The sequence below is a fragment of the Tenacibaculum sp. IMCC1 genome (assembly GCF_054906355.1).
Genome location: NZ_CM142818.1, coordinates 2,528,362 through 2,544,689 on the forward strand (window position 1 = coordinate 2,528,362; position 16,328 = coordinate 2,544,689).

Genomic DNA, 16,328 nt, shown 5'->3' on the forward strand with positions numbered 1-16,328 from the left:
ATTAAAATAAACAATATGTTTAAAAAACTACTAACCATGTTTTTGGTAATTTGTGGTGTGTCAATATATGCGCAAACTACAATAAACGGAAAGGTTTACGATGAATATTTAGAGCCGTTTTCCAATGCAGTAGTGCTAATAGGAAGTGATAGAACTACTTCGAGTTCTGATGGAACTTTCATATTAGCTACAAAATCAAATTACCCTTTTATAATCCAAGTTTCAGCTTTCGGTTACAAAACAGAATTAATTGAAGTAACTTCTAAAGAGCAAGAAATAAATATAATTTTAAAAGAAAATACAGCATTAGATGAAGTTGTAATCTCTGCATCTCGATCTCCAGAACGAGTTATTGAATCGCCAGTAACTATTGAAAGAATAGGTATAAATGATATAAAAAAGAATACTTCTGTAACCTATTATGATGGAATGGCAAACTTAAAAGGAATAGACCTTAGAGAAAGTGGTTATGGTTTCAAGTCAATTAATACAAGAGGTTTTTCTTCATTTGAAAATACACGTTTTGTACAGTTGGTTGATGGAATGGATACTGCGGTTCCAGCATTAACTTTCTCTATGGGGAATTTAGCAGGTACGTCTGATTTAGATGTAGAAAGTGTTGAAGTCTTACCAGGTGCAGCATCTGCTTTATATGGAGCAAATGCATTTAATGGAATTATGCTTCTTAAAAGCAAGAACCCGTTTAAACATTCAGGAATTAGCACTTATTTTAAAACAGGATTCACATCACAAGATGCGGCAGGAAATAATCCTTTTTATGATTTTGGTATTCGTATGGCCTATAAATTTAATGAGAAGATAGCAGGTAAGGTTAATTTAACCTATTATAAGTCAGAAGAATGGCATGCGAATAATACAGGGAACTCTACAGGAATAGGTGGAGTTGCTATTGGAGGAGATAGAACTTTACCTGGATATGACGGTATAAACGTGTATGGAGACGAAGTAGGAGCTACTTTAAAACAAATTGCAACTGAGGCAAGTAAAACAAACCCTTTAATTACCCCGGCAATCATAAACAGTTTACCTGATGAAAAAATAACAAGAACAGGTTATGATGAATCAAGTTTAGTAGATTATGACTCAAATGGTTTAAAGTTTGATGCTTCTTTGCATTACCGTCCTTGGGAGAATGAAAATTTAGAAATTATTTGGAATTCAAGATTTGCAAGAGGAAAAAATATTTATCAAGGAGCTAATAGATATGTTCAAGATGGATTTTCGTTTGAGCAACATAGATTAGAGTTCTTAGGAAAGAACTTTTTCTTAAGAGGATACTATTCAGCAAATGATTCAGGAGACTATTTTGATTCTCGTTTTAAAGCAATTAATATTAACAGGGCTTGGAAGAGTGATAAAGATTGGTTTGGAGATTACCTAAATGCTTATCTAACACAAGGAAGGAGCCATGGAAAAGCTAGAGACTTTGCTAATATAGGACGTTTTGAACCTGGTTCAGCAGAGTTTAATACAGCGGCTAATGATGTAGCTTCTAAAACAGTTCCTGAAGGAGGAGCGAAATTAACAGACCAAACGTCATATTACCATGCAGATGGTAACTATAATTTCCGTGATATAATTAAGTTTGGTGAAATCCAAATTGGTGGTTCATACAGAAAAATTAATTTAAATTCTCAAGGTTCTGTTTTTACAGACGCAAATTCTAAAATTTCTTTTGATGAATTTGGTGTTTATACTCAGTTACAGAAGAAGTTTTTAGAAGAAAGACTGAAGTTTACAGGTTCGATTCGTTATGATAAATCGACAAACTTTAAAGGTAATTATTCTCCAAGGGTATCTTTAAATTATGCCTTAGGTGAAAATAAAGATCATGTAATTAGAGCCTCTTATCAAACAGGATTTAGAAACCCAACATTACAGGAGCAGTACTTTGGACTTCCAATTGGTACAGGTCATTTAATAGGAGGAGTTGATGAAAACTTAGATCGTTACATTGTTAATATTGGAGGAGGTAATACCTTAACAGGTAGAGATGCTTTTGAAAATTCATTCTCAAGAGCTGAATTAGACAGAGGAAACCTTGTGAAATCTCAGTTAACCACAATCAAACCCGAGAAGGTAATTTCATATGAATTAGGGTATAGAAGTATTGTTAATTTAAGCTCCAATAAAATTTTAGAATTAGATGTAAATGGGTATTATAACAATTATGAATCTTTTACAGCAATTAAAGATGTTCTTGTTCCTCATTATGGAGGGTTTAATGCAGATGGAACTCCAAATGCTCAAGCTTTATTAGCGCTTCAAAATAATGATGTAACAGCTTTCTCAGTAAACACAAACTCTAAGGCAGATGTTACCTCGTATGGTGTAGGTGTAGGAATGTCAACTAAGGTTTTTAAAGGCTTTGATTTAGGTTTGAGCTATAACTATGCAAAATTTGATTTTGAAGAAACTTCTGATCCAGATTTTGAGCCGGCATTTAACACACCGGAACATAAGGTTAAAGTTCAATTTGGTCATCCAAATTTATTTAAAAACTTTGGGTTTAATATAAATGCCCGTTGGCAAGATGAATACTATTGGCAATCTTCTTTTTTACAGGGATTAGTAGATGCTAGAACGGTAATAGATGCTCAAATAAATTATACAGTACCAGCAATTAAATCAAGATTTAAAATAGGTGGTACAAACCTTACTGGTAAGGAGTATTTTATAGCTCCTGGGGCTGGAGCAATAGGTTCTTTATATTATATTTCTTGGACAATTAATGACTAGAAATAGTTTAAATTATAAAATAAAAAAGAGGCGTGAATTTGTTCACGCCTCTTTTTTATTTTATAGACTAAAGTTATTATTCATTTTCATAATCATTAATAATTCCTAGTCGTTTAGCGCGTTGTTCCCAGCTTTTTCTAGCTAAGCTTTGTAAATTAGCAACGTTATCACTCTCATCCATTATTTCATAACCTAAAAGAGTCTCTATAACATCTTCTTGGGTTACTAAACCGCTAACAGCTCCATATTCATCTACAACTAAAGCTAAATGTTCTCTTTGTTCAATTAGTTTTTCAAATAAATTAGGAATAGATAACTCTCTACTAGCTATTATAATTTCCCTCTTAATTGTTTTTAAAGGTTCATTTCCTTTATTATCAACCAAAGAAAGTAATAATTGGTCCTTTAGAACATATCCAGTTATATTATCTGGATTTTCAGCATATACAGGTATTCTAGAAAAGCGTAAAGGTCTGTTTTCATTAAAAAAAGATTCAATACTTTGGTTTTCATCAGCAGTAGTAAGTACTGTACGAGGTGTCATAATATGTTTAGCTTGAACTTCTTTAAAGTTAAGCATGTTTCTAATTACTTTACCTTCACTTTCATGAAAAACACCTTCTTGCTCAGCAATATCTGTCATTGCAGAAAAGTCTTCTCTACTTAAAACACTTTCTCCATGTGCTCCTTTACCAAATAGTTTAGTAAATAATTGAAGTATCCATATGATACCGGTGTATTTACAAAAGAAAATCAGCACATTTAAAGCTTTAGTTGTAAAGCCAGCTAAAGACTTCCAGTAAGTAGCACCAATGGTTTTAGGAATAATTTCAGAGGCAACTAAAATCAAAATTGTCATTATAGCAGAAACGATAAAAACACCGTTTCCTTCATCACTAAATATTTTTTTTGCTTGAGCACCAACAAGTATAGCACCTACGGTATGAGCAATTGTGTTTACAGTTAAAATAGCAATAAGAGGTTTGTCTACATCTTTCTTTAATGTTTCAAGATCGTTTGCATAAGCTTTCTCTTCTTTCTTTTTAACATTTACAAAGGTAGGAGTTACACTTAATAGTACAGCTTCTAGTATGGAGCATAAAAAAGAGAAAAATATAGATAAGGTGGCGTAAACAATTAATAAAGTCATTTGTTAAAATTTTTAGGCTAAAATACGTAAAAAAGAAAACCTCAAGAACGTGTTCTTGAGGTTTTACCTTGATGTTTTATTTTTTAGAAACCGTAATTTACTCCTAGACCAAACACTTCTCTAGTTTGGAACCCTTTGAAAGCATTGTCGTCATAAATAGCTTGCATAGAGAGGTTTGCAGAAAGATATTTATTAACTTTCATTACCACATTAACAGTGTAATCTATATCAACATTTTGAAAATCTTCTAAGTAGTTACTGTATAAGTTTAGTATATTTTCAACAGACACATTTTTCATAACGTCTAATTTATAGTAAGCATTAACCGCAGCACCTAGTTCATAACGAGTAGTCTCGTTTTGTTCTACTCCAAAAGCAGGTCCTAAGTCTGTTAGGTGTTTGTGTACATAAATTAGTTTAGAAGTTGCAGGAGCGATGTTTACTTTTAAATTGTCGTGTTTTTTCCATAACATACCTGGTCCAAATTGGAAGTAGGCAGGAGAAAAGAAATGAGATGTTTGCTCGCCAGAAACATATGTAGAAGACATTTGAGTCTTAAAGTTAAAAAAAGCAGAATAATACCAATACCCACTAGCTTTTTTACCTAATAAAGAGTTTAACTCTAAACGGTCATCTGTTTTTTGCATTGCTTCTCCTTTTAACTTTGTTAAACCATAAGAAGCAATTAGTTTATTATCCCAAGTCCAGTCACCTTTGGTGTAATTAAAATCATAATTTAACCCAATGGTACCAGAAATATTATTTGTTCCACCAGCTAACCAGTTATTAAAAGCGGACTGATTGAATAGAAAAGAGATGTTACCACTCCTTTTCCATCCTTCTTTAGGCTCTTCTTTTTTTTCTTCTTGAGCATTAGCTGTTAAAGCTCCAAACATAACAGCAATAGCTAATAATTTTTTCATTTTAATAGTTTTAAATTAAAGTGTATAAATGTTTAACATAGAAGTTAGACAATAATATTGTATTAAAAGTCACGTTTTATGAAAAATATAGTTTAAACCAAGCCCAAAAACTTCTTTAAACTGTACTCTGCTAGAGGCATCGTCATCAATAATAGCATGCAAACTGAGATTGGTAGATAGGTTTTTATTAATTTTAACAAAGAAGTTTAACTGATAATCAATATCTATATTTTGAGGTTTGTTTAAATAATCTGAATACACAGCAACTATGCTTTCCATAGTAACGTCCTCCATTATTTCGCTTTTAAAATAGGCAGATAAGTTAAAACCTAAACTAAAGCTAGTATTTTTACCTTCATCCACACCATATTTTCCCGAAAATTCGTCAGAAACAAAAGTATAACGAGCAGTTGCGGGAGCTATGTTTATTCTAGCGTCATCATTCCGTTTCCATAACATACCAGGTCCAAAACTCCAATATGCTGGAGAAAAGAAGTCTGAAACCGCTACTTTAGGTTCTTGTTTGTAATCATAACCTTTGGTATACTGTGTTTTAAAGTTACTAAAAAAAGATAAAAACCATAATTTTGAAGTTTTAAATCCTAAAAGAGAATTGTATTCAAACTGATCTTCTGTTTTTCTTATACCTTGACCATCTATATAACTTAATCCATAGGCTGATATTATTTTATTATCCCAGTTCCATTTTTTCTTTTTGTAGTTAAAGTCATAACCAAGTGTCATATTTCCAGCAACGGTATTGTTACCACCTGCTGCCCAATTTGAAAAAGATGATTGATTAAAAAGAAAAGTGTATTTTCCAGTTACAGTCCATTTTTTTGGTGGGTTTTTCTTAACTAAAGGCTCAGCAAACACTCGCTTGTTAAATATGTAGAAAGCAAAACTAGTGTCTAAAGGGGAGTTTTGTAAACCTAAAGTTGAGATACTATCTTTTTTAGTTTCTTGTGAAACTAAAGAAAAGGAGTAACAAGAAATTAAGATTAAGAACAGCTTTTTCATTTGTGATTAAGTTGAGGAATTATACGAGTCTAATTATTTTTTCTCTTATAAAGTGGTACTGTTGAACAAGCCTCTCCAAACATAATGGTTTTAGCTACAGGTTTAATTTTTTCAATTAGTAAGGTGTATGCTGATGGTGGTATAGGTTTATTAGAGCATCCTTTAATTATTATAGGCTTGTCTTTGTAATTAGAGATGTTAAGCTGTTGAATTATCTCTTGATATATTACAGTTTCTAGTAATATTAAGTCCCCAACAACAACCTTTTTAGCAAAAGGGGTAAGTTCAGTGGTCAGTAAAAGATAAGCCCACGAAGGAATAATAGCGTCAGTAGAACAAGTTAAAGAAACATAACTATCTAGATATTGAGACCAGTCATGGTTTTTTACAGTCTCTCTAAAATCTTTTTCACGAAGAATTAATTCTTCAAATAACCAATCCTTAATATCAAATATTACACGTTTACCCTCAGGGTAAAAATCTTCAAGGTCTATTGTAGTAAGCTTACTATTAGCAACTCTATTTATAATTTCTTCTGCCATGTTTGTTTTACCGTAAAAATAAAAAATCTTCATCTATAATGTTATTTTAAAGATGAAGATTTTGTTGTTTTGAAAAAACACTAATGATTTACTTATTGTATTCGTAAGTTACGATATATGAGTAATCATTACTTGAATCATCTTTTTGTATAACGAAATTATCAGAGTCGTATTTATAAATTGTTTTGGAAGAGCCTAATTTATTATCGTCTTTGTCAAATTCTTCATATAATGTCACATTGTGTATTCCACCCTCCTCAAAATTTGAGTTTAAAATAGCTTTAATACCAGCAATATTTAAAAGAGGGGAGTTTTTATTGTCAAAAGTATAAACAATATATGAATCTCCTTCAATTTCCTTAACCTTATTATCAGATATGTATTCATATTCTGTTACATAAACATTATTGCTACTGTCAAAAAAGACTTGCTTTGTGGTTTTAAGTATTTTGGAAATAGAATTGTATTCATAATTTTCAATACTGTTTATTTCACCATTAGAATTATAGTTTGTTTGCTTAGTAAGTAAGTTGCCAGTGTACTCATATTCACTATAGCGATCTGTTTCTCCATTATTGTCTATATCTTCTATTTTAGTAATTTTCCCTTTTGTATAAGTAAACAAGGTTTCTTCTTTTTCTTTTGGCGATTCATGAACTATTTTAATTAATTCGTGTTTGTCATTGTAAAGATAGGTGCTAGTTCTGGAACTTTCCACGAATGGAGTGTCTGGGTCTCCATCATCATCGTAGCTTTCTGTAGTTACTTGCTTGTTTAATAATTTAGGTGTTTCTTTTTCTATTATTTCTTTGTCAGAAGTACAAGAGATAATCGTTACTAAAGTAACGAATAAAAGTGTGATTTTTTTCATGATTATTTTTAATAAATTTTTCGCGAAAATAGTTATTTTAGTTATATATCACACTATAACATTCCTAACTCTAATTTAGCTTCTTCACTCATCATATCTTGAGTCCAAGTAGGATCGAAAGTGATTTCTACCTCGCAATTGTTAATCTCTTTTAAAGTTTTTACTTTTTCTTCTACTTCAACAGGTAAAGTTTCAGCAACAGGACAGTTAGGAGAAGTTAATGTCATTAATATTTTGGCATCATTTTCTTCTGATATAAAAACATCATAAATTAAACCTAACTCATATATGTCAACAGGTATTTCTGGGTCATATATGGTTTTTAATACACGTACAATTTTATCTCCTAATTCTTCTAATTTGTCTTCAGTCATAATTCTAAACTTCTTTTAATTCGCTAATTTGCTTTGCTGTGCAATTGCGTACATTTTAATTTGTTTTACCATGGATACTAAACCATTAGCACGTGTAGGGCTTAAATGTTCTTTCAGGCCAATCTCATCAATAAAATCAGTATCGGCGTCTAAAATAGCCTTAGGTGTTTGGTTAGAAAATACCCTCAATAATAAAGCCACAATTCCTTTTGTTAAAATAGCATCACTATCGGCAGTAAACTCAATAGTATCACCTTTTAATTCAGAATTTAACCATACTTTCGATTGGCATCCTTTAATTAGGTTTTCATCCAATTTGTAAGTTTCACTTATTAAAGGTAGCGATTTTCCTAGCTCTATAATGTACTCATAACGCTCCATCCAGTCTTCAAACATAGAAAACTCGTCAATAATTTCTTCTTGTATTTCTTTGATAGTCATTTTTTAAAACTATTTTTGCAAAGTCAAAAAGACCGTTTTTAATTAAAGACGCAAAATTACGACAAAAAAGGCAGTTGACATGAGAGTTTAAGCCTTAATGAGTATAATTAGTAAAAATTTAAGTCTTAGTAATTTATAAAGACTTAATGAAACAAATACATTTCTTCAGTTGAAGAAATATTAAGTAGAGTTATGAGTAAATTATTAGCAGTAGGAACAGTAGCATTTGACGCTATAGAAACACCATTTGGAAAAACTGATAAAATCTTAGGAGGATCAGGAACATTTGTAGGATTAGCAGCTTCACAATTTGGAGTGCAAACAGGAGTTGTTTCTGTAGTTGGAGGAGATTTTCCACAATCATACTTAGATATGATGAACGATAAAGGAATTAATACTGATGGAGTGGAAATCGTAAAAGAAGGAAAAACTTTCTTTTGGAGTGGAAAGTATCATAATGATATGAATTCTCGTGATACTTTAATAACTGAACTAAATGTATTAGAACATTTTCAACCAGTGGTTCCAGAATCGTTTAAAGATGCACCTATTGTAATGTTAGGTAATTTACATCCATTAACACAAGCATCGGTATTAGATCAAATGAATGAAAGACCTAAGTTAGTAGTGTTAGATACTATGAACTTTTGGATGGATATAGCATTAAACGATTTGCATGAAGTATTAAAGCGTGTAGATGTTATTACAATTAACGACGAGGAAGCACGTCAGTTAAGTGGAGAATATTCTTTGGTAAATGCAGCAAAGAAAATTCATGAAATGGGGCCAAAATACGTGGTAATTAAAAAAGGGGAACATGGAGCTTTATTATTCAATGAAGGAAATATGTTCTTTGCACCAGCATTGCCATTAGCAGAGGTGTTCGACCCAACTGGAGCTGGAGATACTTTTGCAGGAGGTTTCTGCGGATATTTAGCTAAAACCGAAGATATTTCATTCGAAAATATGAAGAGTGCAATTATATATGGGTCTAACTTAGCATCGTTCTGTGTTGAAAAATTCGGAACACAGCGTATGGAGGCATTAACTAGTGAAGAGGTACAAGCGCGTTTAAAAGCGTTTAAAGAATTAACACAATTTGATATAGCATTATCATAAACTATAAATCCGCGCTTTTTGCTGCGGATTTTTTTATACAACACACAAAACTACAACACAACTAAATACTTGAAATTAAATGAGTGACGCTATTAAACACGAATGCGGAATTGCAATGGTTCGTTTAAAGAAGCCATTACAATACTATAAAGACAAATACGGTACCGCGTTTTATGGTGTAAATAAAATGTACCTGTTAATGGAGAAACAGCACAACCGGGGGCAAGACGGTGCTGGATTAGCAAGTATAAAATTTAATGTAGAGCCTGGAACAAGATATATAAGCAGAATCCGTTCCAACCAATCACAACCAATCCAGGATATCTTTGGGAAAATTAATCATAGAATCAATGGAGTTTTTGAAGAGAATCCAGATAAGGTTGATGATGTGAAATGGCAAGAAGAAAATGTGCCTTACATTGGAAACTTATTTTTAGGGCACGTTCGCTACGGTACTTTTGGTAAAAACTCTATAGAGAGTGTGCATCCTTTTTTACGCCAAAGCAACTGGAAACATCAAAGCTTAATTGTTGCTGGTAATTTTAATATGACTAATTCTAAACATTTGTTAAATGATTTAATTGAATTAGGTCAACACCCTAAAGAGTCTACTGATACTGTAACAATTTTAGAAAAAATAGGACACTTTCTGCAGTCGGAAGTTTCAGATTTATATTTGAAAGCTAAAGAAGAAGGATTTAATAAAAAGGATGCTTCTCCTTACATAGAAGATAACCTAGATATTCAACGAATTTTAAAACGTTCGGCTAAAAACTGGGATGGTGGATATGCTATGGCAGGTATGCTGGGGCATGGAGATGCGTTTGTGTTGAGAGACCCATCAGCTATTCGTCCAGCTTTTTTTTATGAAGACGATGAAGTAGTTGTGGTTGCTTCTGAACGTCCAGTTATTCAAACAGTTTTTAACGTTGATATAGAGTCAATAAAAGAGGTTGAAAGAGGACATGCGTTAATAATCAAAAAGAATGGAGAGACAACAATGTCGCCAATTTTAGAACAGCGTCCCAAAAAAGCATGTTCATTTGAGCGTATTTATTTTTCAAGAGGAAGTGATGCATCAATTTATGAAGAACGTAAAAACTTAGGGAAATATGTGTTTCCTGAAGTTTTAAAATCTATTGATAGTGATATAGAAAATTCAGTGTTTTCTTACATACCAAATACGGCAGAAACATCATTTTTTGGAATGATGGAAGCTGCTGAAGATGTATTAAATCAGCAAAAGACTGATGCAATTTTAGCGGGTGAAGGAAAGCTTTCAAAAGAAAGAGTAATTGAAATTCTTTCTAAAAGACCACGTTTTGAAAAAATAGCGATTAAAGATGCTAAACTACGTACTTTTATTACAGATGATAGTAGTCGTGATGATTTAGTTGCGCATGTTTATGATGTTACTTACGGAGTTGTAAAACCAACAGATAATTTAGTAATTATTGATGATAGTATTGTAAGAGGTACTACCTTGAAGAAAAGTATTATTAAAATCTTGGATCGATTGAATCCTAAGAAAATAGTAGTAGTTTCTTCTGCGCCTCAAATACGTTATCCAGATTGTTATGGTATTGATATGGCTAAGATTAACGATTTTATTGCTTTTAAAGCTGCGTTGGAATTGTTAAAAGAAACAAATCAGTATCATATTGTTGATGAAGTGTATCAAAAATGTAAGCAACAAGAAAACAGTGAAGATAAAGATGTGATAAACTACGTTAAGGAAATTTATGCACCTTTTACAGATGAAGAAGTTTCTGCAAAGATTGCACAAATGTTAAAAACTGCAGAGATAAAAGCTGATGTCGAGGTGATTTTTCAGCCAATAAGTGGTTTACATAAAGCTTGTCCAGACAATTTAGGAGATTGGTATTTTACTGGAGATTATCCTACTGATGGAGGTCATAGGGTGGTAAATCAGGCATTTATCAATTTTTATGAAGGAAATAATAAGAGGGCTTATTAATAATTAATTAGCCAGTAAATAAAAAAGAGTAATCGTTTGTTCGATTACTCTTTTTTTATGTGGTAAAATATGTTTAATTACATAGGTACTACAATGGCGCCAGAGAATTTTTCTCGGATTTCATTTAGAGCCCTATCAGCATGTAAGCGTGTTTTATAATTCCCTACTTGTATTTTCCATTCAGGTTGTTTATAAATTAGTTTTGTGTAAACATCAGGGTATTCAACTTTAAACCTATTACGGAGGCTTCTAGCGCGTCTTTCAAGTCCATTGTATAGTTGGATTCTGTACCCGTTTCCATTGCTCTTATTGTAGGTTCTTTTCTTTTCTATCAGTGAAATAATGTGCTTGTTGTCAGTAAGTTTTTCTTGAGCATTAGCTTTGAGTGCAAAAGCAGTAACAAGAAATATAAAAGTAATAATTAAGCTATGTTTTTTCATTTTGATGAATCTTTTTACAAAAGTAATGACTTGTGAGTTAATACATTGTTAACGCTAGTTATTTAGAATTGTTATAAATTATAGATTAGGATTCTCTTAACATTTCACAATTTAGACAGAAGTAGTACTTTTGTGCAACTTTCTGTGTGCTAATTTTAAAATTAGTGTAACAGAAAAAATTGTACCAAAATAGATACAAAACTTATATTTTTATAGTATGAAAAGTGTGAATCATCACAGTAGATTAACTAAAACTCTAGCAAAGAGTTTAGCTTTCTTTTTAGTTTTCTTAGTAAGTTTTTCGGCGTTTTCACAAGATATTGATGAGGCGCGTCAAAAAGAAGGGAAAAAATTGTTTAAATCTCTTTGTGCATCTTGTCATAAGTTAGATAAGAAGCTGGTTGGTCCTGCTTTGGCTGGGATTGAAGAGAGAAGAACCAATGAATGGTTGAAGGCATGGATAAAAGATAATGCTGCTTTAAGAGCTTCAGGAGATAAAGAAGCAATTGCGATTTTTGAAGAGTATAATGGTTCTAATATGACTGCTTTTCCGCAGTTATCGGATCAAAATATTGATGATATCCTTTACTATACCACGGTTGGTGAGTTAAAGAAGACTCCAGCAGCAGGAGCTGATATTGAAGGAGTTGGGTCTCAAGGTGATCAGGCACCAAAATGGTTGATATATATATTGGCTGCGGCTATTGTTGTGGCATTCTTAATTATTGGTAGTTTGTTAAAAACTATTAGTGAATTAAAAGGCGCTCCAAAAACTCCAGGTTTAATGGGGCAAACTGCTGAGTTGTGGCAAGGAATTAAACAGAATACTTTCTTAAAAGTGTTAACCGTTATTTTTGGAGCTTTAATTACTGCTTATTTCTTGTTTGGAACTTTGTTTAAAGTTGGTGTTGATGAGGGGTATCAGCCAATTCAACCAATAGCTTTTTCACATAAAATTCACGCAGGAGATAATAAGATAGATTGTCAATACTGTCACTCTGCAGCAAAACATAGTAAGCATTCGGGTATACCATCTGTAAATGTTTGTATGAATTGTCATAAGAATATTTCTGAAGTAGCAGACGATACAAAAGTTGTAATGGATGATCATACATTAGTAAAAGCTGATTTAGATAAAGAAATCGCTAAGATTTATGAAGCAGCTGGTTGGGATGCAGAAAAATTAGAATATACTGGAAATACTAAGCCGGTTAAATGGGTGAGAGTTCATAACTTGCCAGATTTCGCATATTTTAACCATTCACAACACGTAACTGTAGGAGGAATTGCATGTCAAAAATGTCATGGTCCAGTAGAGGAAATGGAAGAAGTATATCAATATTCGCCATTAACAATGGGTTGGTGTATTGACTGTCATAAGGAAACTAAGGTTGACTTAAAAGGTAATGAGTACTATGCTAAAATTCATGAAGAACTAGCTAAGAAGTACGGTGTTGAGCAAGTAACTATTGCTCAATTAGGAGGAAAAGAGTGTGGTAAATGCCACTATTAATCAATTTAGAAAGTAGAAAAACACATATATAAATGGCTTCAAACAAAAAATACTGGCAAAGTGTTGAAGAACTAAAGGGTAGTTCTATTGTTGAAACGCTACGTAATAATGAGTTTGTACAAGATATTCCTACAGATGAATTTTTAGGCGACAAAGATACCTTAGAAACATCATCAACTTCACGTAGAGACTTCTTGAAATATGTTGGATTTACCACTGCAGCAGCTTCTTTAGCAGCTTGTGAAGGTCCAGTAAGAAAATCAATTCCTTATGTAGTGCAACCTAATGATATCGTAGTAGGCGTTGCTGATTGGTACGCAACTACAATTGCAGACGGTTTTGATTTCGCAAACGTATTAGTAAAAACACGCGAAGGACGTCCAATTCAAATCATGCCAAATAAAGAGGCAGGAGGTGTAACTAGCGCACGTACTCAAGCGTCAGTTTTATCATTATACGATGAAAAATTACGTTTAAAAGAACCAAGAAAAGGAAAAACTCAAATATCTTGGGCAGATGCAGATAAAGAAATTATCGCAAAATTAAACGAATTAAAGAATGCTAATGAACCAGTAGTATTATTAACAGGAACTTTAGCGAGTCCTTCTACTGAAAAAGTAATAGCAGATTTTATTACAGCTTACCCAAATGTTAAGCATGTGGTATATGACGCAATTTCTGAAAGTGCAACTGCTGATGCTTTTGAAGCCATGTATGGTAAAAGAGCATTGCCAGATTACGATTTTAGTAAGGCGGAAGTTATCGCGTCCATAGGGGCAGATTTTATTGGTGATTGGCAAGGGGGATACGAAAAGTCTTATGCAGAAGGACGTAGAGTAGAAACTGGTAAAATGTCATACCATGTTCAAATAGAAGCTAACATGTCTTTAGCGGGAGCAAATGCCGATAAAAGAATTGTAGCCAAACCATCTGAGCAAGTTTTCGCTTTAATAAACTTATACAACCAAATAACAGGAAATAGCCTTCCTTCAAAAGCAACAACTTTTGATGTAGAGGTAAAGCAATTAGCTAAAGACCTTAAAAAAGCAGGTTCAAAAGGGGTTGTTGTTACAGGTTTAAATGATAAAAACGCACAATTAATTGCATTAGCAATCAATAAAGCGTTAAATAGTGAGGTAATAGATACTGAGGCGGTGAATTTAAAGCGTCAAGGTAACGATACCCAAGTAGCTCAATTGATAGCAGACGTTAAAGGAGGTAAAGTAAAAGGTTTAATTACTTATAATGTAAATCCTTTATACACTTTAGCAAATGCAGTTGATTTAGCAGAAGGAATTAAAAATTTAAAATTATCTATAGCTCTATCTACTCAAGATGATGCTACAGCTAATGCTACACAATATACATTGCCAGCACCTCATAACTTAGAAAGTTGGGGAGATGTTATGGCGAAGCAAGGTGTTTATAGTTTAATGCAACCAACTATACAGCCACTATTTAACACACGTCAAATACAAGACGTTTTGTTAAAATGGTCTGGAAGTACAGTGAACTATTACGATACTTTAAAAGAATTTTGGAGTACAAATGTATTAGGAGGGGCTTCATGGAATCAAGCATTACATGATGGGTTCTTTAAAGTTGAAAAAGTTACTGTAGAAGAAGAAATAGCTTTTGAATCTGCTGTAGATATAAATGTAGTAGCAGCGCAATTAGTGAAAAATGCTAATAATGCTTCAGGATTCGAATTAAGCTTATACTCATCAACAGCGTTAGGAGACGGTAAACAAGCAAATAACCCTTGGTTACAAGAATTACCTGACCCTATTACAAGAGCTTCTTGGGATAACTACTTGACTATTTCGATTTCAGATGCAAAAGAATTAGGTTTTGAAAACCCAGTAAAAGATAATGGTGCTATTGATGGTAATTATGCTAACGTAACAGTAAATGGCATAACAATAAATAAAGTACCAGTACTTATACAACCAGGTCAAGCAAAAGGATCAGTAGGTTTAGCATTAGGATACGGTAGAACTCAAGGATTAAAATCAGAAATGCAAGTAGGTGTCAATGCCTATCCATTCTACCAAAATGGAAACAATGTTCAGTATAATGTTTCTATTGAAAGAACTTCAGGATGGCACAAGTTTGCTTGTATGCAAGTACAAAGTACTTTAGCAGGTCGCCACGATATATTAAAAGAAGCTTCATTAAAAGAAGTAAACGATAAAAAATTAGATCCTAAGCATACTTGGAATAAGCCATTTATGGTCTCTTATGATCATCAAGAAGTTGAAGGAAGTAAAATTGACTTATGGGATGAGCATGACAGAAGTTTAGGACACCACTTTAACTTATCTATCGACTTAACATCTTGTACAGGTTGTGGAGCATGTGTTATTGCATGTCACGCAGAAAACAACGTACCAGTTGTTGGTAAAGATGAAATGAGAGTTGGTAGAGATATGGCTTGGTTACGTATTGATCGTTATTATTCTTCTACTGTGGAAGATAAGCAACATAAGGCTAAAATGACATTGGAGGAGTTCAAAGCTCAAAATCCAAACATAGCTAACCAAGAAATTGAAAGACGTTATACTGAAAAAGTATTAGAGCTAAGCAAAGGAGATTTATTTGATGCTTTAGAAAACCCAGCAGAAAATCCACAGGTTGCTTTCCAACCAATGATGTGTCAGCACTGTAACCACGCACCATGTGAAACAGTATGTCCGGTAGCAGCAACATCTCACGGTCGTCAAGGTCAAAACCAAATGGCATATAATCGTTGTGTAGGTACTCGTTACTGTGCAAATAACTGTCCATATAGAGTTCGTCGTTTCAACTGGTTTAATTATGCTGAAAACAACGAGTTTGATTTTAACATGAATAACGAGTACGGTAAAATGGTGTTAAACCCAGACGTAGTAGTTCGTTCTCGTGGTGTAATGGAAAAGTGTTCTATGTGTATTCAAATGACACAAGCTACTATCTTAAAGGCTAAGAAAGAAGGTAGAGCTGTTAAAAAAGACGAGTTTGAAACAGCATGTTCAGCAGCATGTTCTACTGGTTCTATGGTGTTTGGAGATATAAACAACACTGAAGATACAGTTACAGCATTAAAAGAAGATAAAAGAGCTTTCCACGTTTTAGATTATATTGGTACAAAACCAAACGTAGTGTATCAAGTGAAAGTAAGAAATACAAACGAAGCTTAATAGTAAAATTAATAAGTA

The 16,328-nt window shown here is 32.8% G+C and carries 13 protein-coding genes; 5 read left to right on the plus strand and 8 right to left on the minus strand.

Translation table 11 applies throughout. The annotated features are described in order from the left end of the window. Window positions 1–15: 15 nt before the first annotated feature. Complete coding sequence (locus ACXIHB_RS11890; RefSeq protein WP_462098315.1) at window positions 16–2,760, plus strand: TonB-dependent receptor; 2,745 nt, start codon at window positions 16–18, stop codon at window positions 2,758–2,760. Between the two features lie 76 nt (window positions 2,761–2,836). Here ACXIHB_RS11890 and ACXIHB_RS11895 read toward each other — a convergent pair whose 3' ends face one another. The 7 genes from ACXIHB_RS11895 to ACXIHB_RS11925 form a co-directional block, all read right to left on the minus strand. Beyond that, entirely contained in the window at window positions 2,837–3,910 is a 1,074-nt protein-coding gene (locus ACXIHB_RS11895) for a CNNM domain-containing protein (RefSeq protein ID WP_281979606.1), read from the minus strand. Window positions 3,911–3,993: 83 nt separating this feature from the next. Then, a complete protein-coding gene (locus ACXIHB_RS11900) occupies window positions 3,994–4,833 on the minus strand; it encodes a DUF3078 domain-containing protein (RefSeq protein ID WP_173359322.1) in 840 nt (279 codons plus the stop codon). A 69-nt stretch (window positions 4,834–4,902) separates the two neighbouring features. Continuing rightward, on the minus strand, window positions 4,903–5,853 hold the full coding sequence (locus ACXIHB_RS11905; RefSeq protein ID WP_082118601.1) for a DUF3078 domain-containing protein: 951 nt from the start codon (window positions 5,851–5,853) through the stop codon (window positions 4,903–4,905). Between the two features lie 29 nt (window positions 5,854–5,882). Next, a complete protein-coding gene (locus ACXIHB_RS11910) occupies window positions 5,883–6,395 on the minus strand; it encodes a DUF2480 family protein (protein ID WP_462099341.1) in 513 nt (170 codons plus the stop codon). 88 nt (window positions 6,396–6,483) lie between these two features. Then, window positions 6,484–7,266 carry a hypothetical protein gene (locus ACXIHB_RS11915; RefSeq protein ID WP_047788292.1) on the minus strand — a complete coding sequence of 261 codons (783 nt, stop codon included), beginning with the start codon at window positions 7,264–7,266 and terminating at the stop codon, window positions 6,484–6,486. Between the two features lie 53 nt (window positions 7,267–7,319). Beyond that, a complete protein-coding gene (locus ACXIHB_RS11920; RefSeq protein WP_047788293.1) occupies window positions 7,320–7,640 on the minus strand; it encodes a DUF59 domain-containing protein in 321 nt (106 codons plus the stop codon). A gap of 15 nt (window positions 7,641–7,655) precedes the next feature. Then, entirely contained in the window at window positions 7,656–8,081 is a 426-nt protein-coding gene (locus tag ACXIHB_RS11925; protein ID WP_462098316.1) for a SufE family protein, read from the minus strand. 192 nt (window positions 8,082–8,273) lie between these two features. On the opposite strand from ACXIHB_RS11925, the gene ACXIHB_RS11930 reads away from it, so the two are divergent. Together ACXIHB_RS11930 and ACXIHB_RS11935 are read left to right on the plus strand one after the other, a co-directional pair. Next, the gene (locus ACXIHB_RS11930; RefSeq protein WP_173359323.1) at window positions 8,274–9,200 is read left to right on the plus strand and encodes a PfkB family carbohydrate kinase; all 927 of its coding nucleotides are present in this window, start codon (window positions 8,274–8,276) and stop codon (window positions 9,198–9,200) included. A gap of 79 nt (window positions 9,201–9,279) precedes the next feature. Next, complete coding sequence (locus ACXIHB_RS11935) at window positions 9,280–11,178, plus strand: amidophosphoribosyltransferase (protein ID WP_462098317.1); 1,899 nt, start codon at window positions 9,280–9,282, stop codon at window positions 11,176–11,178. Between the two features lie 77 nt (window positions 11,179–11,255). Here the strand turns inward: ACXIHB_RS11935 and ACXIHB_RS11940 are convergent, their stop codons facing one another. Then, complete coding sequence (locus ACXIHB_RS11940) at window positions 11,256–11,618, minus strand: SPOR domain-containing protein (protein WP_073182519.1); 363 nt, start codon at window positions 11,616–11,618, stop codon at window positions 11,256–11,258. Between the two features lie 217 nt (window positions 11,619–11,835). Here ACXIHB_RS11940 and ACXIHB_RS11945 point away from each other — a divergent pair, with 217 nt between their 5' ends. Both ACXIHB_RS11945 and ACXIHB_RS11950 read left to right on the plus strand, forming a co-directional pair. After that, window positions 11,836–13,131, plus strand: coding sequence for a c-type cytochrome (locus ACXIHB_RS11945; RefSeq protein ID WP_462098318.1), 1,296 nt, complete (start codon window positions 11,836–11,838; stop codon window positions 13,129–13,131). Window positions 13,132–13,163: 32 nt separating this feature from the next. Beyond that, on the plus strand, window positions 13,164–16,310 hold the full coding sequence (locus ACXIHB_RS11950; RefSeq protein WP_462098319.1) for a TAT-variant-translocated molybdopterin oxidoreductase: 3,147 nt from the start codon (window positions 13,164–13,166) through the stop codon (window positions 16,308–16,310). The last annotated feature ends 18 nt before the right edge of the window (window positions 16,311–16,328 follow it).